Below are 21,630 nucleotides of genomic sequence, written 5' to 3'. Positions count from 1 at the left end.
AAGCTACGCTACCCATCCAATTACATATTTACTCCATTCTTTATGGCGACCAGAATGAATTTGTTTTGTTGTTTCAAGACTCATGTTATTTAACGGTTTATAAGGTTTTGTTTTTAATGGCATCTTTGCTTCACCTGGAGTTCTATTACCTTTCATCACATTGCATTGTAAACAAGCAGTAATTACATTCTCCCAATTGTCTGTTCCTCCTCTACTGCGTGGTAAAACATGGTCGATTGAAAGTTTTTTATTTTTCTGACCACAGTATTGACAACAGTTACCATCTCGTTGAAATATATTTTTTCTAGAAAGAGGAATATCACGATATGGAACTTTAATAAATTGTCTTAATCTTATTACTGTGGGTGCTTTTACATCTTTCCTAATATTGTGTGAATCATCCTCTTCAAGACTTTCAGCCTTACCCTTAAGCATTAAAACAGTCGCGCGACGCCATGAAGTGATGTTCAATGGTTCATAGGACGCATTCAAAACAAGAACTTGGCCCATGCAAGCAAGCTATTTAAGCGGCATGCTAGTGGTAATACAAACTTAATGCAGTTTTCCTTATTACATTGATTGCATACAGAATATGTCAAAGATCAATAAAAGAGAAAGATTTTTCACTGTTGGTGGGATAACTAAAAATGTGACGAACCCTGATCCTCGAAGTCGCGCATGGGTTGAGGTCGATCCGAAAGTTATTGAAAAAAATTCAAGAGTTTTGAAAGACTTTATCGGCGAAGATTGCTTACTAATGGCGGTTGTAAAGGCTGATGGATATGGACATGGTGCTGAGACTGTCGCAAAGGCAGCTTTAATTGGAGGTGCAGATAGTCTTGGAGTCGCAACTTTAGAAGAGGGGATTCAATTAAGAAATGCTGGCTTTAAGTGTCAGATATTAATTCTTGGAAATTTAATAAATAGAGAAGAATTTTATACCGCATTGTGTTGGGCTCTTATTCCGACGATTAGTGGAATCCGTGAGGCAATTATTTGCAATAATATTGCTGAAAAAAATCATAAAAAATTTATTGTTCACTTAAAAGTGGATACAGGAATGACGAGACTTGGATGTCATTGTCATGAGGCAGAAGAGTTAATCTCTAAAATAGATTATTTAGAAAACATATCTTTAAAAGGTATATATAGTCATTTGGCAATTGCTGATTCAGATCAAGTAAAAAATAATTGTAAAAGTTTTACTCAGATGCAGCTAAATCGATTTGAAAAAGTTTTGAATGATTTGGGTAAACGTAACAAGTCACTTTGTCGACATCTTGCCAATTCTGCAGGCACACTCTCAGATAGTCGTCTGCATTTTGATATGGTTCGAGTAGGGCTAAGCCTTTATGGTTATTTTCCTGTGAATGAGTTTGGCTCTGATTTAAAACTTAAGCCAGCATTAAAAGTAAAAGCCAGAGTGACTTTGGTTAGGGATGTTGATAAAGGGATAGGGGTGGGGTATGGACATTTTTTTAAAACTCAAAGAAAAAGTAAGCTTGCCGTCGTTGCAATTGGTTATGCAGATGGCGTAAGCCGAGTGCTTTCAGGAAAGATATCAGCTTCAATAGATGGAGTATTAATACCTCAAGTTGGTGCAATTGCGATGGATCAAATGGTTTTTGACATAACTGATAAACCTGATATCAAAATAGGACATGTTTTAACTCTCCTTGGAACTGATGGTGACGTCATGATTTCACCTCAGAAATGGAGTGATTTGTCTGGTTCGATTCCATGGGAAGTCCTTTGTAGTTTCAGAAATCGACTTCCTAGAGTTATCACTTAACATCTTTAGAGGATCACAATTTAATTTTATTGAGCTTTGACTTGATATGGTACTTCTTATGGAGAGGTGGCTGAGTGGTTGAAAGCGGCTCCCTGCTAAGGAGTTACAGGAGGTAACTTCTGTCGAGGGTTCGAATCCCTCCCTCTCCGTATTTATTTTGGTTCAGGGTGCTTCATAAGGACTCAAATGCCAGTCAGTGACTAGATATTACGAAAATGATTGAATCATGAGTGTCCATACTGTGCCATACAGTTCAGTTTTTTGTTGGGTGGAATGTTGGGTGTTAAACAATCTTGTGTTGGGTGATATCAGTGGTTGATTAAGCAGCATCAACACAAGCACCGAATTGATGTTCTACTAATTCCCAATCATTAGAGAGTAGTTCGTTCCAAGTTTCATGAGCACTCTCATAATCCAATCGTCTTGTGTTCTTTAGTCTTGTTGGAATGCCTTCCTCTGTGCAGTACCAAAGTTGAGTCAAGACAGTCGGTGCAACCATGACCGATTTGGGATCACGAATAAAGAACAGACAAAAATCTCTAGTCGGTGCAACTAACCATCCTGTTGGCGTTGGCAATGCTTCTCTGATTGGTTGGTTCATTTTCTATTTCAAGAGACAAAAAAACCACCTGCTCACTGGTGGTTCCTTTGTTGTTTGTGACGGGGATTGAACTAGTACAAATATACTGCTTTTGTCTAGATGGTCAACCAATAAATTTTCCATTAAAGAAGGGGGCAAGATTTTGGTTGCCCCCTTTAAGTTCAGCACTTGTGTATCCGTGTGAACAATCCATTTTCTTTACTAACCACTTCCCTGACCTACGGGAAGACAAGTGCTAGAACTCCAACCCATTTCTAATCAAACAAAATCATTGGAACATGAGAGAAAACACCTGTTTCTATTTGTGTAATTGGTTCATCAGACCAAAGTGAGTTAAAACAAAGTTAGTCAGCATGAACTGATGATGGATAGTAAAGAATATGATTGGATTTTTGTTTATAAGATTCGTGATTCAGGTGATGTGATTTATAAAGTCACGATTCCATCAGAACGAAAAGAAGATGCAGTTGAAATATTTAAGAGAGAACATCCAGATGGATTGATCTGTAGTGGTATCAGGAGAGGTGATTTTAAATTGATACCATTCAAGGAACTGTCTTCACGTGATCCTTGGGAAGAGATTGCTTCGTAAGTGATATTCAAATCAAATCAAGGCAAATCCTTTACCAAAGAAGAAGGAATAGATCTAATGGTGTCATTGAGTGCAACTGACGCAAATTCAGAAAAGAAGTGGAGAGGTTTCTACAACTCTTTATCGCAGAAAGAACTTCAGGATGAATGGGATGAGTATTGGAAACCTTGATTTCTTGCATTAAGAAAGGGACCCTGCTGCTTCAGCGATCTTGAGTCCCTCTTTTAATTTTGACAGTATATTTTAGACAGTAATTGTGATCCTTAAATAACATTTTAAATGTGTTGGGTGGAATGTTGGGTGGAATAACCCCAAAATCTCATCCACTTGCGTCATGCTGCTCCACCACAGTCCACTTGGTGTCATTCAAAAGTCCTCCCTCTCTGTTCTTAATTGGTTCGGGCAAGTCCATATAAGTCCAAGAAACAGAAAAAAATGTTGCCAGTAAGGAATTAGAAGATCAGGCAGTCCAAGGCTCTCAGTAAGTGTGCCATAGATTCCTTGCACTGAGTAGGGGGAAAGTGAGATCGCTGAAGGGATGCGGGTTTCAGGTATGTCGGTCTATTTCGGGTGCTGCGTTGTGGGTAGTGTTTTTCAGGTTATAGGGTTCTCTATTATCCTCCCTCCTCTTGTCATTTCAGTCCTTGAAGGGGTTAAAGATTACTAATTAGATTCTATAAAAGGCTTAGATGAAAGACTGTCCCTCAGAATTCTCATTCTGACACGAAGTTGGAGTATATGTTGGGGACAAAAAAAGGTAATTAATAGGAATAAAATACTGGGTGACTTAAGGAAATCTGATATTTCGTAGATTTCTTTGATTATTCACTATTAATTGTAGCTATTGAATTAACTATTTGTTAATCAAGTTAAATTATTTCTTCTTAGAAAGCATAGAAATTAATACCTACCATTACTCTATCTTTTTTTCCAACATATGAAACTGAATGAAGTTTTGTACTATTAAGTATGATAATCATATCGTTTGAGGGTAGTATCTCTTCGTCAGGATTATATAATTTAAGTACGCCTGGATTTTGAGAAGTTTGATCTCCTATATCTAGATAATATACTAATGAATATTTATGAAAATATAGTCCAAAGTTCATATCTTGTTTCCCAATATGGTGATGTCTTCTTGATCCAGAACCTGAAATAAAAATATTAAAAAATGAGTCAGTAATTATTAGTTTTTTTTTATTAAGTGATCTTTTTGATATCTCTATTAGATCACTTTCTAACTTTCTAATAATTTGTGAATTATCTTCAAATAAATTAAAATCTGAGCATAAACCTTTTCCGTATCTCGAATCGTTTGGATCTGTATTGTCTAGTAAAATTGTATTTAGTTTATATAGATACGATAGAAGTTCTTTCTCTACTGGTCGTTTTAAAATCAGTCGATTAAACTTTTCTTCCTTTAATAACTTTGAGGTTTTTGAGGAGTCTAATTGATTTTTATTGAGTGATTTTTTTTTAGTTAAATTGATTGCTGTTATTGCTGCTTGGACTGTCTTTAAATTACCCGAGGTTACGCTAGATTTTATTCTTTGAAGATTACTTAGGGAGCCATCAAAATCTTTTTTATCAAAAAGAATACTCGAATAGAGGAAACTTGCTTCCCAATTTGGTTTAATTTTAATGGCTTTCTGGAATGATAGTTCTGCCTCTTTTGATCTACCACTATCTTTTAAAATAATTCCTAAATTATAATGAGCATCTGCGTAATCAGGTTTAATTTCTAGTGCTTTGCGGAATGATAATTCTGCTTCTTTTATTTGTCCATTGTATCTAAGTATAACTCCTAGATTAAGATGAGCTTTTTCATAATTAGGATTTATTTTAATTGCTTTTTCTACTTCTATTAGTGCTTCCTTTAATTGACCTTGATTCACTAATATACTTCCTAAATTTTTATAATCCTTTGGGTTATGTGGGTTTAACTTAATAGCTTTTCTCAGAGTTATTTCAGCTTCTTTTAATTTGCCAAGATCTTTTAATATTACTCCATAATTAGAAAATACTCTATAATCATTAGACCCTTGATTGATTAAGGAATTATAATAGTTTGCTGCTTCTAATTTGTTTTCTTGTGAATGTAACTTAGAGACTTGATAGATTTCTTCCTCTTTAGAATGTTTAGATGAAGTATCAGTATTAATTATAATATTTTCTTTGATCTCTCCCAAAGAAGATGGAATTGTAAATGTCTTTATTTTTATGACTTTTTCCCTCTCTTGATTTTTACTACTAGATTCCATAATCTCTTAGGAAGTCCCCATTGGGAAATACATTGAGTTAATTTAGTCTGTTAAGACAATAATTTTCTGTTGATTAACATCTTTACTTCGTAGGGAAAAAAGTAGGGGGAAATATTGCTTTTTTCCGCCTCGACCTTCCATCCCCTTGCGTCCCAGTTCATTCTGGTTCTCCAATAATGGACTTTCTCTCAGTTTTTAATTAGATTCAGACGAGTTCATAATCACCTAAACTTACTAGTATGACTGCTTATATTACTTTACAAGTTCCAGGAATTTACTTTCTAGATTCTTTGTAAATAATTTTGAATTAAAAAGTGGTGATTTATTCCTCAAAGTAATTACTTGCGACTTTAGGTTCTTGAGGACATCAGGATTATTTGCTATGTGAATAGCTTTCTCTTCATATTCTTTCTCATTATGTGTAATGAGTTCTGGAATCCCTAGAGAAGTTAGTAAACTTGCAGATACTCTTGCAGAAAAGCTTTCTCCAATTTTTGTTAGAACTGGTAAACCTGCCCATAAAGCATCTGAGGTCGTAGTGTGACCATTACAGTTAAAAGTATCAAGTGCTAAATCACCAAGAGAATATCTGGCTAAATGTTTTTCTAATGGAAGCTTGTTAGCAAAAAATAATCTATCTGAATCAATATTTCTTATCTCTGCTTCTTTACATAGGTTTTGAATTGCCCAAGTATTAGATTTATATAACCATAGTACGCTTCCTTTTACTTCTTTAAGTAATCTCATCCAAATATCAAATTCTTTTGGAGATATTTTTTTATTAGAATTAAAACAAGTAAATATAAATCCTTTATCAGGCAGTTTAAAATCTCTACGGGAAATAGATTCTTTAGAAATTTCTTTTTTATTATCATTACATTGATAGCAATTTGGCATTCGTATAATTTTTTCAGAATAAAATCTTTCCTTTTCCTTTGGGATTAAAATATTATCAGCAATTATATAATCAATAGTTTCTGCACCCAGAGATCCTGGATATCCAAGATAATTTATTTGTATAGGAGCTACTCGAGATGAAAAGATATTCATTCTAGAATGTTTAGTATAACCTTTAAGATCTATAGCTATATCGAGTCTATCTCTCCTTGCTAATTCAACAGCTTCAATAGTATTCAAATTTTTTATATCTCTAAAAAAACATCCAGATTGTTTAGCTCTCTCTGTATATATATCTTCTCTAGGAGTAAATGAATATAAATATATTTTGAATTTTGATTTATCGTGTAATTCAAAAATAGAAGCAATTAGATGCATAGTTGCGTGATCTTTAAAGTCAGAAGAGAAGTAACCTATATGAATTCTTTTATTTTTGAAAATAGGTAAATTAACAGCATTTTGTTTGAAATTTTGTTTATAGAAGTTTTGGGCTCTTTTTAAATCTTTTAAAGGATTATCTTCAAAAAAGAAGAAAGGGAATGGAATTACAGCGTCACCTTCAAAACCAAGAGTCTTAATCCAAGTATTATCAGCTTTTTGATCACTCCAGTCACATATATCTTTTTTAGATTCAAGTAATCCAACCTTTGCTGGTGAGAAAGAATTGTTTAACTTTATAGCTTTTTTATAGCAATTTATAGCAGCATCATATTTCCCAAGATTTATAAAAATAATTCCAAGATTGAAATGCGCCATTATTAGTTCAGGTTTGAGTTCAATAGCTTTTTTGGTAGATAATTCTGCTTCTTTTAATTTGTCTAGATCTACTAATATTCTCCCCAGATTCAAGTGAGCAAAAGCTAAATTAGGATTTATTTCAATAGCTTTTCTTATTGATAACTCAGACTTTTGTATATTCCCAAGAGCTCTTAATATATCTCCCAGGTTATTATGAGCAACTGCAAAATTAGGATTAATTTCAATTGCTTTGCGAGTGGATTTTTCAGCTTCTTTTAATTTGCCAAGATCTTTTAATATGATTCCCAAGTTGTAATGAACCTCTGCGGAATTAGGATTAATGTCAATGGCTTTACGAGTAGAGATTTCTGCTTCTTGTAATTTATCAAGATCTTTTAATATGGTTCCCAAATTCATATGAGCATTTGCAAAGTTAGGATTGATTTCAATTGCTTTGCGAGTGGATTTTTCAGCTTCTTTTAATTTGCCAAGATCTTTTAATATGGTTCCTAAATACATATGAGCATTTGCAAAGTTAGGATTAATCTTAATTGCTTTGCGAGTGGATTTTTCAGATTCTTGTATTTTACCAAGATCTTTTAAAATGATCCCTAAGTTATAATGAACCTCTCCTACATTAGTATTGAGTTCAATGGCTTTGTGAAGTGATGCTTCTGCTTCTTTTAATTTACCAATATCTTGTAAGATACTTCCCAGATTGGAATGAGCTTCTGCGAAGTTTGGATTGATTTCAATTGCTTTGCGAGTATATATTTCTGCGTCTTTAAAATTCCTAAGACCTCTTAATAAATTTCCAAGACTTAAATATGCATTAGCGAAATCAGGATTAATTTCAATTGCGCGGCGAAGTGATACTTCTGCTTCTTTTACTTTCCCAAGATCTTTTAGTATTAACCCATAATTATAAAAAACTCTATAATCATTAGATCCTTGATTTATTATCTGTTGATAATATTTTAGTGCTTGTGCTATATTTCCTTTTGAGTGAAAGTTAAATGCCTGATTAATTACTTGTTGTTTAGAATCTTTAGATGAAGTATTGATAACAATAGTAAGATTTTCTTTGATTTCTTCTAACTCATATGGAACTGGGTATATTTTAATTTTAGTGATCTTATTTTTTCCTTGATCTTTATCAATAGATTCCATTATCTTCTAAGGACTTCTAATTTCATTAATTCTACTACTCAATTTAATTGGTACTTCAAACTTTTCCTGAGATTATTGTGACTTAAGTCATATAGTTAGATGAAGAATTCTTGCTTGATAAAAAGAACTGTTTTCCCTAATCCAATACTTGATTGAAGTCATCCAACTTAGTTATGTCCTTTAATCCATAGTTAATGATTTGCGTTAACTCTTCTTTTGGAACTTTCTGAAGTTTTAGTGAGCAAGAATATCTTCCGACTCACTCTGCCTTTCCTGCTTTGGAGGCAATATATGTATTTCTCAGGTAGTTATTAGTTCATTTCCTTTCGCTGTCGTTCTTTTTGGTTTGCCACTAGCGAACTTCCTCTACGTTCCTATTAAGGTTGGGTGAATCCGTATAAGTCCAAATGACCAAATATGTTGTAATGTTAAAGGATTCTATGATGCTAATCTTCGTTTAAATGTTTATCTCTTAAGGTAAAATATTACTTATAATTTAAGCTATGAATCTAATTCATATAGGATATTAATTAAAATATCTTTTATATACAAAAATTAGAAAATATAATAATTAATTGGGATTAATTAGCAAAGTTTATCCAACCAGTTATGATATATTTTGAACCTTTTATTAATGTATTACCTCTGTGTGCGTGAGTCCATTCCGCGGGCCAAATTAACGTTAATCCCTCTCTAGGCTGTATTTCAAGATCATAATGACTAAAATATGTTGAACCTCCTTCTTTAACATCATTTAAGTAAGTCATAAAAGCAAAAACACGATGAGAGCTATCTATACTGGCCCGCTCTGTATGTATTTTTTTAAAATGTTGACCAGGTTTATATCTTTGAAGATTGAATGAACCAATTTCTAATACTTGAGTCATTTCCTTTAAAAAAGGCCATTCATCTAAATAGTTTTTGTAGAAATTAAAAAGCTCATCAAGATATTTTTTAAAAATTTCATTACCTGGCAATAAAATATCTTTAGGATGAATAACAATATCAATACTATCCTTCGTATTAGGATCAATTCCACCCCCTATTCTGCCTTTAATATGTTTAATTGAATTTAGTTCAAAATAATTTATAAGACCTTTACATATAGATAATTCGTCCATAATCCAAGAGCCAATAAAATGAGGATGTAGGTTACTTTTATTGATAAATACTTTATTCATTTAATTAATGATTATGCTAGATTTTTTATAATTAAGAATAATGGACCCATTTGCCTCTCTTATATATAATAAGCCTTCTTTTAAATTGCCATTTTTTAATAGTAGATCACCTAGATTATTTTTGACTTTATCAATATTTTTATCGGAATTAATTTCTTCTTTATAGCATAAAAGTGATTCTTTATAACACAAAATTGCTTCTTTTGACTTGCCCATTTCTTTCAACATGTTCCCAAGATTGTAATGTCCAGCAGCAAATTTAGGGTTAATTGTAATTGCTTTACGTAATAAGTTTGCTGCTTCCTTTGATTTTCCTAGATCTTTCAAAATACTTCCATAATTTGAAAAAACTCTATGATCTTTGAATCCTTGATTAATAAAATATTGATAATATTTTGATGCTTCTGAAATGTTACCTTCTGAATGAAATTGAAATGCTTTTGTAATGATTGTTTCTTTTGAAGGATTTGATGAAGTATGAGTATTAATATGCATATTTTCCTTAATCTTTTCCAAAGAAAAGGGAACAGTAAATGTCTTTATCCTGAAGACCTTTTGCTCTTTGTTATATTTATCATCAGATTCCATAATTCTCTAGGTATTTTTAAATTAGTAATCCTCTGACCATTTGTAGTAAGGATATGAGACTAAAGGTCTCAATTAACAGTTTATAGCTTAGGAGGGAAAAGTAGGGAGGAAAATTGCTTTTCCCTATCCACATATTCGATTCAACTCAGTTGCTGAGCGTTTAGCTTTATAGAAGTTTATTGCTGGTTTTGGTCGGTTTATATTGAGCCACGCATCTGCTTTCATCAGATGTGCTTTATGGAGAAATTTATTTGCTCTATGCAACTTAAAAACTCTATCGCTGAGTGAATTTTCTAGATTATTCACTATAAATTTATCTGTTGAATAGGTTATTTATTAATTAAGGTATATTATTCCTTCTTAAAAAGCAAAAAAAATTAATATCTAACATTAATCTATCTTTCTTTCCAATATATGAAATCTAATAAAGTTTTGTACTTCTAAGAATGATAATCGTAATATCTATTCGTTTCGATTGTATGATTTATTAATATCAGTATCGTTATTCTTTTACCACCTCAAGCATCATATCATATTGCTCAATTAAATTATTGTATATATTCGATTCCTGTTGGAGCAAATTAATATCGACATTTTTATCTGGATGTAATCTATACCAGTCTTCACTTGCTTTTAAAATTATTTCTTTAAGTTCAAAATCGATGTCTAAATATATTCCAAGAGTACTATTAGATGAACCATTTTCTATCCAAAACTTATTTAATTTCTTAGAAAATAATCGTAAACCAAAAGGTGTGACAACTCTTACATGAGTTGGATCATCATAGAAGAATTGATGTCTAAAGTGGGGAACAACTATTCTAATATTTGCTCCATTATTACATATTCTATACATCTCTTTAAATATTCCAAAGTATATTTCTATATCTTTTCCTAAATGTTCTAGAACATGTATTAATTGTATCTCAGATACTGAATTTTTTTTCCAAGGCCAAGGAAAGGATTCTAAATTATGTTTAATATCTGGGCTTCCAAATTTATCTACATTGATATAACCTGGCAACTTTCTTTCTCCACATCCAAGATTTAGCTTAAGACCATTCATTCTCCCAATACTTTAGATGTTACTTTAATAGTAGGCTTATATAGGAATTTTGCCTTTATATTCTTTTGATTATAAGTTTTTTATTTCTTTAGCGACTCTTTCCATAACCTCATTCCAGTTATGACGAATTTTTTGACGAAATAATCTAATCGATGGATACCAAAATGTATTTTCTTTTTCAAGTCCCCAAGTCCAAAAGGGGATATCTCTTAACAGTAGCCAAACTTTTTTTCCCATCCCTCCAGCTAAATGAGCAATTGAAGTATCACAAGTAATAATCAAATCACAATTTTCAATTATGGCAGCATTTTCTAGGAAATCCCAGGTTGAATTAACTATAGGTTGGGATTTAACAAACTTATTCCTGAATGAGCAATGATCGAGTTGTTCTGAACCAAATCCCTTTTGAAGAGAAAGCATTCTTATGTCATTTCGATCAAAAAGCATAGAGAATGTTTCTAAAGGTATAGAACGTCCTTTGTAATTGATTTTTTCCATTGCTGGATTACCTTGCCAATTAATTCCAATAATTGGTTTTTTTTCTATAGAGAGTATTTTTTTCCATTTCTTTTTTAGTTCATTTGTTGGAAAGATATATGGCTCTGAAATTATTGGATTATTTGGACTTACTTTTAAATATCTAGGTAAAGATAATAATGGAATATACGTACCTTCTGAAACTTGACTTGCTTGCTCAGGAGTTAAAGGATTTTTTTCAATACCTGAGGCTTGTATTAATCGATGTAGTTTAGTTTGAGCACAAAAAGAAATATTAAAACCTTGATTTTTTAGATATGGAATGTAACGCATATATTGAATAGTATCTCCTAAGCCTTGTTCAGTGATGACTAAGATCTTTTCTTCTTTTTGTAACTTGCTACTGTCTCTTCGTTTCATTTTTGTTAAGCCATGAGGAAGGTTGGGTTTATTTACTTTGAATCTAAATTCATAATTATCTAGACCAGATTGATAATTCCCTTTGAGAAGCTCTATCATAGATAGATTTAAATAAGCCTCAGCAAAATCAGGATTAAGTTCAATAGCTTTTCGAGTAGAGTTTTCTGCATCTTGTAAGATTCCAAGATCATTCAAGATTTGTCCCAGATTGGAATGAGCCTCAGCCAAATCGGGCTTAAGATCAATAGCTTTTCGAGTTAATATTTCTGCTTCTTGCAAATTGCCAGTATCTTTCAATATTCTTCCTAAATTGGAATGTGCTTGAGCTAGCTCAGGATTAAGTTCAATAGCTTTTCGAAGTGATATTTCTGTTTCTTTTTTCTTTCCAAGCTCGCTCAATATGTTTCCAAGATTATAATGAGCATTAGCGTTATTAGGATTAAGTTCAATAGCTTTTCGAAGTGATATTTCTGCTTCTTTTAGTTGGCCAAGATTGTTCAGGATGTTCCCGAGACTATAATGAGCATTTGAGAAATTAGGATTAAGTTCAATGGCTTTACGAGTTGAAATTTCTGCTTCTTTTAGTTGGCCAAGATCACTTAGTATATTCCCCAGATTGTAATGAGCATTTGAGAAATTAGGATTAAGTTCAATGGCTTTACGAGTTGAAATTTCTGCTTCTTTTAGTTTGGCAAGATCTTTCAAAATACTTCCATAATTAGAAAAAACTCTATGATCTTTGAATCCTTGATTAATAAAATATTGATAATATTTTGATGCTTCTGAAATGTTGCCTTCTGAATGAAATTGAAATGCTTGCTTAATTATTTGTTCTTTAGATGGTTTATAAGGAGTATTGTTTGATATTGAAATATTCTCCTTAATTTTTTCTAATGAAGATGGAATTGAGAATGTTTTTTCTTCATTGACTTCTTTATTCTCTTTCTTATAAGAGTCTTCCATTTCTTTTAGTACTTTTTTGTAAAAAGATTTTTAATTCTCATTTTAATACGAATCCTTTCCTCTGAATGACGAAAAAGTTTCTTGTGAAGAGATTTGAATTAGGCTTTATTAGTTCTAAAAACTTAAGATGATATTGAAAATATTTAGAAGAAAAGAAAATCTATTGCATTACTTCGTTGCAACTAGCCAATATTTCTAAAATCATAGTGATCTGGGTGCTTGAATAAGGCAAAATTTTGGATTTAAAGTGCAAGTTCAAACAGCTCAGGCAGAAAAGAAAGCGTTAGCAGATAAGAAAGCTGCTGCAGAGAAGAAAGCTTTAGCAGATAAGAAAGCTTTAGCAGAGAAGAAAGCGTTAGCAGAGAAGAAAGCCGCAGCAGAGAAGAAAGCGTTAGCGGATAAGAAAGCCGCAGCAGAGAAGAAAGCTTTAGCGGATAAGAAAGCCGCAGCAGATAAGAAAGCCGCAGCAGAGAAGAAAGCTTTAGCGGATAAGAAAGCCGCAGCAGATAAGAAAGCCGCAGCAGATAAAAAAGCTGCAGCAGATAAGAAAGCCGCAGCTAATAAGAAAGCCGCAGCAGAGAAGAAAGCGTTAGCGGATAAGAAAGCCGCAGCAGAGAAGAAAGCTTTAGCGGATAAGAAAGCCGCAGCAGATAAAAAAGCTGCAGCAGAGAAGAAAGCCGCAGCAGATAAAAAAGCTGCAGCAGAGAAGAAAGCTTTAGCGGATAAGAAAGCCGCAGCAGATAAAAAAGCTGCAGCAGAGAAGAAAGCCGCAGCAGAGAAGAAAGCTTTAGCGGATAAGAAAGCCGCAGCAGATAAGAAAGCTTTAGCGGATAAGAAAGCCGCAGCAGATAAGAAAGCCGCAGCAGATAAGAAAGCTTTAGCGGATAAGAAAGCCGCAGCAGATAAAAAAGCCGCAGCTAATAAGAAAGCCGCAGCAGATAAAAAAGCTGCAGCAGATAAGAAAGCCGCAGCAGAGAAGAAAGCTTTAGCGGATAAGAAAGCCGCAGCAGATAAGAAAGCCGCAGCTAATAAGAAAGCCGCAGCAGATAAAAAAGCTGCAGCAGAGAAGAAAGCCCTAACACAGAAGAAATTTCAAGCCAATAAGAAAGGTAATTCACCAACTCAAATTAATTCACAACAAAAACGAGACTCAAGAACTGAATTGTTAACGGTATCCGTCTCCTTAAACACCGGAAAGATCGTGTCAATAGCATCTATAGGGATTTTGGCTTCGGCTATTCTTGTTTCTGCGATGGTATTTATTGCTGGGTAGTTCAATTTCACTAATATCTACATAAAAGCAACTTTTTTATTCTGACTTTCTGCTATGTTTTCGTTCTTGTAGTTTTAGGTAAACGTAACCTGTGCTTAAAGAAAGAATCCAAGAAGTTTTTGACTTCACTAAAAGTGAGTCTCCCTACAGGAAAGCTAATAAAGGGTGGATTAACCAAGATATATTTTTAGATTTAAGTCCCTCTGCTGATACATATAAACAAACTAATGAAGCGGCTAAAGTAACACTATTTTGGACTCCACTAAATAGTTTATTCTCGAAGATTTTTTTAATTATTATTCTAGGTTCATTATTAGTATTTACCTCAGTATCTTTTGCAAAAGGCAGATTTGATTTTAATTTATTTAATAATTCTGAAGTCAACGATATTTTAAAAGTTGATCAAAATAAAGCTCAAGATATAAGTATTTTAAAGGATATAGAATCTACAAATTCAACAATCCAAAAAAATCTGGAGACAAAAGACTTAGATAAATCAACTGAAGTCAGCTCACTAGATGATAATTTAAAGAGAGCTGATGAAAAAATAATAAATAAAAAAATTGATAAACAAGTTACCTCAATAAAAGCAACTGAAAAGGATAAAGATATTAAAATCTTACAAAATAAGAAACCAAAATCAAATTTTATTTGAACTATTTTGTGATATCAATAAAAATTCTTTGGTTTTTTAAAAATTGTTTTATCAGCTAAACTTTTTTTGTTTTTTGGCAGAGTTAGATGCTTTAATCAAAGTGATTTTTATGAGTTTTAAAGGTGTCTGAAGCAAAGGGTAATCAACTCGCAACTATATCTGTTTACTTAAATACACCAATAATAGCCGTGCTTTTGGCTGTTGGATTTCTATTGGGATCTATTTTATTCGCTGGAATTTTACTTATTGCTAAATAGCTAATTTGTTTAACTCACTGCTAAGCGCAGGAAGTAAAAATTGATCTTTGACTAATTCTTTGCCAGTTGTAAAGACGACTGCAAGCATGGGATTCTTATTTGGCGACTCCCACCATGCGACATCATGACGAACTTCACTCATTAGCCCTGCTTTGCTCCAAAGTTTAGAAGCCAAAGGAAGGCCTGCTCCTAAAAAACCATCTACTTGATTTTCTAAATCTTGCTTGCGAGAAACTGGATCGAGCGAGCGTTGAAAAACTTTTATTAAATGCTCGCTTCTTAATTTTGGAAGCATTTCAAGAGTCATTAATGATTCAAAGATTCTGGCACTACCATCAGTTGTCATGCGGTTTCGATTCTCATTCTTTTTTCCATAAAAATCTTTTTCCCTTCCAAAAGGTCCTTCATTCCAAGTCTTTTGACTGCAGTTCCAATTTTTAATTTCAGGCCATCTAAGATCATCTAGCCAGTCATTAACTAATTGCCTTTGGATTTTCCATGCTTTAAAGTTTGATTCATTAAGAGATGGACCACTTGTTGTACCTGTTAAAAGATCTAAAATATAACTTGTAGCGTCATTATTAGATTTAGCAATCATTTCATGTAATGCTCTTCGAAGTTCTTCTGAGTCAACAATTAAGTCTTGTTGAAGCCATACCTGAGTCGCCAATGCATAAACTATTTTTACTACGCTTGCAGGGTAAAAAATTTTGTTTGAATTCCATCCTGTTCCAGATCCACTAGATGTAGATGGACTTTCCTTGTCATAACGAATGCATGTTATTGCAATGTTTTCTTGAAGGTATGGGCGACCTTCTTTTTCAAGCCTATCGAGTAGACCTTTCAGGCAATATGCTATCTCAGGGTCTTGCCGGTAGAACGCCATAGCGCTCGAGAAGAATTCAATATGACCTTAGAGGTTTTGCTAACTAAAGCTTCATTTGTTTTGGGAAGTTTATGGAAACTGCGAATAAACATTGATGGATTTAAAAGTGAAAATAGTGATGAATTAGTTACACAAGCAAGTATTGGTAGGAGTTTTCAATTGATTGATTGCTTAAAATCTAATTTTAAAGATAAGGAAATCATCGATAGAGTTAAAGTGCGTCTTTTGGAAGATGACTATATTTGTTGGTTTAGATTTTCTGAATTAACTCATCAAGCTTCAAAAATAGAATCTTGGGAATTTGAATTGTTTACTGAAGAGAGAATTTTTTCTAGGATTCCTGGGATATTGTCTTGGACTAAGGCTGCGAAAAAAATGAGTAATGAATATTTGTGGGGTGGAACGATAGGTCCAAATTTTGATTGCTCTGGTTTGGTTCAATCTGCTTTTGCAAGTTCAGGCATTTGGATACCAAGAGATGCTTATCAGCAGGAAAAATTCTGCAAAAATATTGCATTGGATATTGAAGTTTTAGGCAAATATTTAAAACCTGGTGATTTACTTTTCTTTGGATCATCTGAAAAATGTACCCACGTTGGATTACATATTGAGAATGGTTTTTATATTCATAGTTCTGGGGTAACTGATGGGCATAATGGAATAGAGATTGATGGTTTATTTCAACCGAACCTTGGAAAAATTGCTTCTTTTTACAGATCTAAATTTAGATCTGCTGGAAGAGTGATCTCTAGTTATCAGAGTGAAAAACTCTAAAGAAGATTAATTGAACTTTATGAGGAGTTTTGAATGAATTCTAATGTTGCACTATCAGTTGTTGTTCCTATCTATAACGAAGAAGAAAGTCTTCCTTTTTTGGTGAATCAGTTATTAGAAGTTTTACAGCCTATGGGGGAAACTTTTGAACTAGTTTTAGTTAATGATGGTTCATCAGATAACAGTGCAGAGGTAATTAGAAAACTAAGTTTTGATATACCAGAATTAGTTGGAGTTCTTCTGCGTAAAAACTATGGACAGACCGCAGCGATGGCAGCTGGGTTTGATATTTCTTCAGGAGAGATAGTGGTTACACTTGATGGTGACTTGCAAAATGATCCTGCAGATATTCCATTATTAGTTAATAAGATTAGGGATGGATTTGATCTTGTGAGTGGATGGAGATATCGAAGGCAAGATGCTGCGATAAGTAGAAAGCTTCCATCAAAAATTGCCAACCGATTGATTGGGAAGGTTACTGGTGTGCGACTTAATGATTATGGATGTTCTTTAAAGGCTTATAGGAAAGAAGTACTGACTGATATGAGATTATATGGAGAATTGCATAGATTCTTGCCTGTTCTTGCAAATATTGAAGGAGCTAGAATTACGGAAGTTAAAGTAAATCATAGAGCCCGTCAATTTGGATCTAGTAAGTATGGAATAGATAGAACTTTTAGAGTCTTGATGGACTTGTTGACTGTTTGGTTTATGAATAGATTTTTAACTAGACCTATGTATGTATTTGGTTTTGGTGGAATTCTTGCAATTATTGGGAGCTTTATCACAAGCTTTTACCTATTAATCATCAAACTTTTAGGAGAAGATATAGGTAATAGACCTTTACTTATTTTTGCTTTACTTCTTGCAGTGACTGGAGTTCAACTTTTTGGGTTTGGATTACTTGGAGAGCTTCAGATCCGCACTTATCATGAAAGTCAAAATAGACCAATTTATCGGATTAGAGATACATTTCGAGGACGTCTAGAAACTTGAGGTTTTTTATATAAATCAATAGTTTTTCCTTTATAAGATGAAATTCCAGTAGCAGCAGCAATAACAACCCTACTGTCAGAATCTTTCAATCCTCTTCTTAAAAAAGGTAATGCTTTCTTGTTGTTCCATTGACTAGCAATTTGAATAGCTAATAGACGATCATTGGGGTTGCTAGAGATTAATTTATTTAATTGTTTTTTTATTTCTATTGAATTAAGTGAAGTTGGCCGTGAAAAAGGCTTGGAGTTTTTATTATCCTTTTTGGTTGATTTTTGATTTTGTAAAGTCTTATCGATTATCAATGCTGACGATGTTAAATGAGCCTTTGAAAAGGAATCCTTTTGAGATTTGAAAAAAGCTGATCCCTTTAGTTGTTTTTTTGAACTCCAAAGGATCAAAGCAATAATTAGAGCTATACCACCAGCAAAAACTTGATTCATGATGAGAAAATCTGTTTAGTAATGCATCTTTAAAGAAGATATACGGATTGAACTTTTATGTCATCAAGGTTTGTATTTGGTTTGATTAGATCATAATTCTATAAAATAAAGTTGGATTTATTGAAATAAGTAATGACTAGTGAACTAGCTTCAAGTTTGCTTCCCGCTATTCTGATTCCTTTAGTTGGAATAATGGGTCCAGCCGTCTTCATTGTTTTGATTGGTAGGTACATAACCGCTACTGAATAATTTTAAAAATCTAAATTTCTACCAATTCTTTTTGTCCATGACTAAATCTCAAGAAACACTTATGCAAAGGTGGGCTGTGAAAACAGTTTCAGACCCAACCGTTGGCAACCTTCAAACCCCAGTGAACAGTGGTTGGTTTACAAAGATGGTTATCAATAATCTTCCTGTCTATAGAGAGGGCCTATCGCCAAACTTCAGAGGTCTAGAAACAGGCGCAATTTTTGGTTATTTACTTTTTGGTCCTTTTTCTATGACTGGGCCTTTAAGGAATACTGATTTTGCCTTAACGGCAGGTTTGCTTGGCGGTGTGGGAGCTATTCAAATATTGACTGCCCTTTTTATTCTTTACAACGCTGCAGGTAAGGCTCCTAACGTACAACCTCCTGATGCAACAGTAGCTAATCCTCCTTCCGATTTATTTACAAGAGCAGGATGGAGTGATTTTACAAATGGTTTTTGGTTAGGAGGCACAGGAGGTGTCGTTTTTGCTTGGTTGCTAATTGGTACTTTGCATTTAGATACTGTTCTACCTTTGATTAAGGAATATCATTTACTTGGAGCTTAAAACTTTTCTAGAAGAACTTATATTAAAAAGCCTCTTATCTTAGAGGCTTTTTAATTCTCTAAATTATTTACTTCAATTGGCTGATATTTTTCAAAAGCTTGAACTGAAATTCATTTATTTTGTTTTTTTGTTTTCTACTCCTAATTTCATGATATTCAATGGATCTATTTTGCTGATAAATATCAATACATAATCTCATAAATCTGAGTACCCATAAAAAAAGAACACTGCTTTTGAAGACAGTGTTCTTTTGATTGGAAGCTTGTTATAGATTTATCCGAACTTACCTGAAGTAGATGCGATAACAAATGCACCAAAGGTTACAAAGTTTCCAACTGTGAAATGGGTTAAACCAACTAATCGTGCTTGGACAATGGATAATGCAACAGGCTTATCTCTCCAACCAACTAAATTAGCTATTGGTGTTCTTTGATGAGCCCAAACAAGAGTTTTTATAGATAATCTAATAAACATGAGATTAGTACCCATAAAAAAAGAACACTGCTTTTGAAGACAGTGTTCTTTTGATTGGAAGCTTGTTATAGATTTATCCGAACTTACCTGAAGTAGATGCGATAACAAATGCACCAAAGGTTACAAAGTTTCCAACTGTGAAATGGGTTAAACCAACTAATCGTGCTTGGACAATGGATAATGCAACAGGCTTATCTCTCCAACCAACTAAATTAGCTATTGGTGTTCTTTGATGAGCCCAAACAAGAGTTTCGATAAGTTCTTGCCAATACCCTCTCCAAGAGATGAGGAACATAAATCCAGTCGCCCAAATGAGATGACCAAATAAGAACATCCAAGCCCATGGAGATAAAGCATTTACACCAAATGGGTTATATCCATTGATTAGCTGAGAACTATTTAGCCATAGATAATCTCTAAACCAACCCATTAAATACGTACCAGATTCATTGAATTGAGCGGTATTACCCATCCAAATTGCTAGATGTTTCCAATGCCAATAGAAGGTAATCCAAGCAATAGTATTTAAGGCCCAGAACATTGCTAAATAAGTAGCGTCCCAAGAAGAACTATCACAAGTACCTCCACGACCTGGTCCATCACATGGGAAAGCAAATCCTAAATCCTTTTTATCTGGAATTAGTTTTGTTCCTCTAGCATCAAGAGCACCCTTTATAAGAATCAAAGCAGTTGTATGTAGTCCTAGTGCAATCGCATGGTGAACTAAGAAATCCGCAGGTCCAATAGGTAAGAAATTGGTTAGTGCATCTGGTCTATTGATCATGTCCATCCAGTAGTGATTACCTGGCATGGAGTTAGCAGCTATAGATGCAGAACTTGATGCATTTGCTAGCAAAGCATTAAATCCATACATCATTTTTCCACTAGCAGCCTGTGCGAACTGTGCAAATACTGGTTCTATAAGAATCTGCTTTTCAGGTGTACCAAAGGCTACAACTACATCGTTGTGAACATAAATTCCAAGAGTATGGAAGCCTAGAAGCATTGTTACCCAACTTAAGTGGCTAATTAAGGCTTCTTTTGTACTAAGGATTCTTGCTAGAACATTGTCTTTATTAAGCTCTGGATCATAATCTCTGACAAAGAAAATTGCTCCGTGAGAGAACGCACCAACCATCAAGAACATTGCTATGTATTGATGATGGGTATATAGAGCGGACTGAGTTGTGTAATCCCTTGCGATAAATGCATATGAAGGTAATGCACCCATATGCTGAGCCACTAAGCTGCAAGCCACTCCAAGAGAAGCAAGTGCTAGCCCAAGCTGAAAATGGAGTGAATTGTTAACTGTCTCGAAAAGACCGTTGTGCTTTATCCCGAAATAACCTCTATGTGGATCTTTTGGGTGACTTGTATTGTGCGCTTCAATGATTTCCTTGAGACTATGACCTATGCCAAAGTTAGTCCTATACATATGTCCAGCAATTATAAACACAACTCCTATCGCTAAATGATGATGAGCAATATCTGTTAGCCAAAGTGATTCACTTTGAGGATGAAGACCACCAAGAAATGTAAATATTGCTGTTCCTGCACCTTGAGAAGTTCCGAAAACTGCATCAATCGAATCAGGGTTTTGAGCATAAGCTCCCCAATTTCCTGAGAAGAAAGGAGTTAAACCTTCTGGATGAGGCATAACAGTTAACCAATTTTCCCAGCCAACGTGTATACCCCTTGACTCAGGGATGGCTACATGAATCAAGTGACCTGTCCAAGCAATGCTACTGAATCCAAAAAGAACAGCCAAATGATGATTTAACTGAGACTCAGCATTTTTGAACCATGCTAATGATGGTCTGTACTTAGGTTGAAGATGCAGCCATCCTGCAAACAATAACCAACAAACAAGGATGTTTATAAAGATCGCACCTTGAAATAGTTGCTCATTAGTTCTCATGCCAATGGTGTACCACCAATGGTATAAGCCTGAATAAGCAATATTGACTGGAGAAGTCGCTCCAGCTTGAGTTAGGGCATCAGTAAGCCCTTGTCCAAAATGTGGATCCCAAATTGCATGAGCAATTGGACGAGTATGGAGTGGATCGAGAACCCATTGCTCAAAGTTTCCTTGCCAAGCAATGTGGAAAAGGTTGCCAGCCACCCAAAGACCGATTATGGCTAAGTGACCAAAATGAGTAGAGAAGAGTTTTTGATATAACTGCTCCTCAGTCATGCCGTCATGACTTTCAAAATCATGGGCAGTAGCTATGCCGTACCAGATTCTCCTGGTTGTAGGGTCTTGAGCAAGACCCTGACTAAAAGATGGAAATTTAGTTGCCATTTTATAAAAAATC

The 21,630-nt window shown here is 33.9% G+C and carries 21 protein-coding genes, 1 tRNA gene and 1 pseudogene; 11 read left to right on the top strand and 12 right to left on the bottom strand.

Annotated elements, in window-relative coordinates; genetic code table 11:
• Positions 1-3: 3 nt before the first annotated feature.
• Entirely contained in the window at positions 4-510 is a 507-nt protein-coding gene (locus EW15_RS09055) for an HNH endonuclease (protein ID WP_038654310.1), read from the bottom strand.
• A 73-nt stretch (positions 511-583) separates the two neighbouring features.
• Between EW15_RS09055 and alr the strand changes: the two genes are divergently transcribed.
• A complete protein-coding gene (gene alr, locus EW15_RS09050; RefSeq protein WP_038654309.1) occupies positions 584-1,792 on the top strand; it encodes an alanine racemase in 1,209 nt (402 codons plus the stop codon).
• A 60-nt stretch (positions 1,793-1,852) separates the two neighbouring features.
• A tRNA-Ser gene (locus EW15_RS09045) sits at positions 1,853-1,941 on the top strand.
• A 170-nt stretch (positions 1,942-2,111) separates the two neighbouring features.
• Here the strand turns inward: EW15_RS09045 and EW15_RS09040 are convergent.
• A complete protein-coding gene (locus tag EW15_RS09040) occupies positions 2,112-2,393 on the bottom strand; it encodes a DUF1651 domain-containing protein (protein WP_038654306.1) in 282 nt (93 codons plus the stop codon).
• A gap of 361 nt (positions 2,394-2,754) precedes the next feature.
• Here EW15_RS09040 and EW15_RS09035 point away from each other — a divergent pair, with 361 nt between their 5' ends.
• Complete coding sequence (locus EW15_RS09035; RefSeq protein ID WP_038654304.1) at positions 2,755-2,985, top strand: hypothetical protein; 231 nt, start codon at positions 2,755-2,757, stop codon at positions 2,983-2,985.
• A complete protein-coding gene (locus tag EW15_RS11400; RefSeq protein ID WP_197049679.1) occupies positions 2,986-3,156 on the top strand; it encodes a hypothetical protein in 171 nt (56 codons plus the stop codon). It abuts the gene before it with no gap.
• Positions 3,157-3,869: 713 nt separating this feature from the next.
• Here the strand turns inward: EW15_RS11400 and EW15_RS10370 are convergent.
• The 6 genes from EW15_RS10370 to EW15_RS09005 all read right to left on the bottom strand — a co-directional run bounded on the left by EW15_RS10370 (position 3,870) and on the right by EW15_RS09005 (position 12,746).
• Entirely contained in the window at positions 3,870-5,246 is a 1,377-nt protein-coding gene (locus EW15_RS10370) for a tetratricopeptide repeat protein (protein WP_052041215.1), read from the bottom strand.
• Between the two features lie 252 nt (positions 5,247-5,498).
• On the bottom strand, positions 5,499-8,051 hold the full coding sequence (locus tag EW15_RS09025; protein WP_038654302.1) for a tetratricopeptide repeat protein: 2,553 nt from the start codon (positions 8,049-8,051) through the stop codon (positions 5,499-5,501).
• Between the two features lie 581 nt (positions 8,052-8,632).
• The gene (locus EW15_RS09020; protein ID WP_038654300.1) at positions 8,633-9,232 is read right to left on the bottom strand and encodes a 2OG-Fe(II) oxygenase; all 600 of its coding nucleotides are present in this window, start codon (positions 9,230-9,232) and stop codon (positions 8,633-8,635) included.
• Positions 9,233-9,820 carry a tetratricopeptide repeat protein gene (locus EW15_RS09015; protein WP_038654298.1) on the bottom strand — a complete coding sequence of 196 codons (588 nt, stop codon included), beginning with the start codon at positions 9,818-9,820 and terminating at the stop codon, positions 9,233-9,235.
• A gap of 502 nt (positions 9,821-10,322) precedes the next feature.
• Positions 10,323-10,886 carry a hypothetical protein gene (locus EW15_RS09010; RefSeq protein WP_038654296.1) on the bottom strand — a complete coding sequence of 188 codons (564 nt, stop codon included), beginning with the start codon at positions 10,884-10,886 and terminating at the stop codon, positions 10,323-10,325.
• Positions 10,887-10,955: 69 nt separating this feature from the next.
• Positions 10,956-12,746, bottom strand: a complete 1,791-nt coding sequence (locus tag EW15_RS09005) for a tetratricopeptide repeat protein (protein WP_038654294.1) — start codon at positions 12,744-12,746, stop codon at positions 10,956-10,958.
• Between the two features lie 247 nt (positions 12,747-12,993).
• Between EW15_RS09005 and EW15_RS09000 the strand changes: the two genes are divergently transcribed.
• The 3 genes from EW15_RS09000 to EW15_RS11650 all read left to right on the top strand — a co-directional run bounded on the left by EW15_RS09000 (position 12,994) and on the right by EW15_RS11650 (position 14,931).
• Positions 12,994-14,019 carry a hypothetical protein gene (locus EW15_RS09000; RefSeq protein ID WP_225866562.1) on the top strand — a complete coding sequence of 342 codons (1,026 nt, stop codon included), beginning with the start codon at positions 12,994-12,996 and terminating at the stop codon, positions 14,017-14,019.
• A 91-nt stretch (positions 14,020-14,110) separates the two neighbouring features.
• Positions 14,111-14,674: a hypothetical protein gene (locus EW15_RS08995; protein WP_038654292.1), complete on the top strand. Its 564-nt coding sequence runs from the start codon at positions 14,111-14,113 to the stop codon at positions 14,672-14,674.
• A 122-nt stretch (positions 14,675-14,796) separates the two neighbouring features.
• A complete protein-coding gene (locus EW15_RS11650) occupies positions 14,797-14,931 on the top strand; it encodes a hypothetical protein (protein ID WP_011295180.1) in 135 nt (44 codons plus the stop codon).
• On the opposite strand, the gene EW15_RS08990 is transcribed toward EW15_RS11650, so the two are convergent.
• The gene (locus tag EW15_RS08990; protein ID WP_038654290.1) at positions 14,924-15,817 is read right to left on the bottom strand and encodes a serine hydrolase; all 894 of its coding nucleotides are present in this window, start codon (positions 15,815-15,817) and stop codon (positions 14,924-14,926) included. The two genes, EW15_RS11650 and EW15_RS08990, sit on opposite strands and share 8 nt — an antisense overlap.
• 21 nt (positions 15,818-15,838) lie before the next feature.
• Here EW15_RS08990 and EW15_RS08985 point away from each other — a divergent pair, with 21 nt between their 5' ends.
• Complete coding sequence (locus EW15_RS08985) at positions 15,839-16,591, top strand: C40 family peptidase (protein ID WP_038654288.1); 753 nt, start codon at positions 15,839-15,841, stop codon at positions 16,589-16,591.
• A gap of 33 nt (positions 16,592-16,624) precedes the next feature.
• A complete protein-coding gene (locus EW15_RS08980; RefSeq protein ID WP_038654286.1) occupies positions 16,625-17,587 on the top strand; it encodes a glycosyltransferase family 2 protein in 963 nt (320 codons plus the stop codon).
• Here EW15_RS08980 and EW15_RS08975 read toward each other — a convergent pair.
• Positions 17,545-18,027 (bottom strand): HEAT repeat domain-containing protein, encoded by a 483-nt coding sequence (locus tag EW15_RS08975; protein WP_038654284.1) that lies wholly within the window; start codon positions 18,025-18,027, stop codon positions 17,545-17,547. The two genes, EW15_RS08980 and EW15_RS08975, sit on opposite strands and share 43 nt — an antisense overlap.
• Positions 18,028-18,159: 132 nt before the next feature.
• On the opposite strand from EW15_RS08975, the gene EW15_RS10655 reads away from it, so the two are divergent.
• Both EW15_RS10655 and EW15_RS08970 read left to right on the top strand, forming a co-directional pair.
• Complete coding sequence (locus EW15_RS10655; RefSeq protein WP_011295429.1) at positions 18,160-18,276, top strand: photosystem I reaction center subunit VIII; 117 nt, start codon at positions 18,160-18,162, stop codon at positions 18,274-18,276.
• A 37-nt stretch (positions 18,277-18,313) separates the two neighbouring features.
• Positions 18,314-18,841, top strand: a complete 528-nt coding sequence (locus EW15_RS08970) for a photosystem I reaction center protein subunit XI (protein WP_052041214.1) — start codon at positions 18,314-18,316, stop codon at positions 18,839-18,841.
• A 273-nt stretch (positions 18,842-19,114) separates the two neighbouring features.
• On the opposite strand, the pseudogene EW15_RS08965 reads toward EW15_RS08970, so the two are convergent.
• Positions 19,115-19,291: pseudogene (locus tag EW15_RS08965) on the bottom strand (hypothetical protein); the annotation flags it as partial.
• A 97-nt stretch (positions 19,292-19,388) separates the two neighbouring features.
• A complete protein-coding gene (gene psaB, locus EW15_RS08960) occupies positions 19,389-21,617 on the bottom strand; it encodes a photosystem I core protein PsaB (protein WP_011295427.1) in 2,229 nt (742 codons plus the stop codon).
• Positions 21,618-21,630: the final 13 nt, after the last annotated feature.

Source organism: Prochlorococcus sp. MIT 0801, from assembly GCF_000757865.1.
GTDB lineage: Bacteria > Cyanobacteriota > Cyanobacteriia > PCC-6307 > Cyanobiaceae > Prochlorococcus_B.
Note: the sequence above shows the minus strand (reverse complement) of the source record. Positions and strands in the feature narration are given on the sequence as shown.

Bases quoted from the DNA above. Each gene is read 5' to 3' on its own strand.
- EW15_RS08970 (WP_052041214.1), top strand. From the start codon at position 18,314: ATGACTAAATCTCAAGAAACACTTATGCAAAGGTGGGCTGTGAAAACA.
- EW15_RS08990 (WP_038654290.1), bottom strand. From the start codon at position 15,817: ATGGCGTTCTACCGGCAAGACCCTGAGATAGCATATTGCCTGAAAGGT.
- EW15_RS08975 (WP_038654284.1), bottom strand. From the start codon at position 18,027: ATGAATCAAGTTTTTGCTGGTGGTATAGCTCTAATTATTGCTTTGATC.
- EW15_RS09035 (WP_038654304.1), top strand. From the start codon at position 2,755: ATGATGGATAGTAAAGAATATGATTGGATTTTTGTTTATAAGATTCGT.
- psaB (WP_011295427.1), bottom strand. From the start codon at position 21,617: ATGGCAACTAAATTTCCATCTTTTAGTCAGGGTCTTGCTCAAGACCCT.
- EW15_RS09005 (WP_038654294.1), bottom strand. From the start codon at position 12,746: ATGGAAGACTCTTATAAGAAAGAGAATAAAGAAGTCAATGAAGAAAAA.
- EW15_RS09010 (WP_038654296.1), bottom strand. From the start codon at position 10,886: ATGAATGGTCTTAAGCTAAATCTTGGATGTGGAGAAAGAAAGTTGCCA.
- EW15_RS09055 (WP_038654310.1), bottom strand. From the start codon at position 510: ATGGGCCAAGTTCTTGTTTTGAATGCGTCCTATGAACCATTGAACATC.
- EW15_RS09015 (WP_038654298.1), bottom strand. From the start codon at position 9,820: ATGGAATCTGATGATAAATATAACAAAGAGCAAAAGGTCTTCAGGATA.
- EW15_RS09025 (WP_038654302.1), bottom strand. From the start codon at position 8,051: ATGGAATCTATTGATAAAGATCAAGGAAAAAATAAGATCACTAAAATT.
- EW15_RS10370 (WP_052041215.1), bottom strand. From the start codon at position 5,246: ATGGAATCTAGTAGTAAAAATCAAGAGAGGGAAAAAGTCATAAAAATA.
- EW15_RS09040 (WP_038654306.1), bottom strand. From the start codon at position 2,393: ATGAACCAACCAATCAGAGAAGCATTGCCAACGCCAACAGGATGGTTA.
- EW15_RS08985 (WP_038654288.1), top strand. From the start codon at position 15,839: ATGACCTTAGAGGTTTTGCTAACTAAAGCTTCATTTGTTTTGGGAAGT.
- EW15_RS08980 (WP_038654286.1), top strand. From the start codon at position 16,625: ATGAATTCTAATGTTGCACTATCAGTTGTTGTTCCTATCTATAACGAA.
- EW15_RS10655 (WP_011295429.1), top strand. From the start codon at position 18,160: ATGACTAGTGAACTAGCTTCAAGTTTGCTTCCCGCTATTCTGATTCCT.
- EW15_RS09020 (WP_038654300.1), bottom strand. From the start codon at position 9,232: ATGAATAAAGTATTTATCAATAAAAGTAACCTACATCCTCATTTTATT.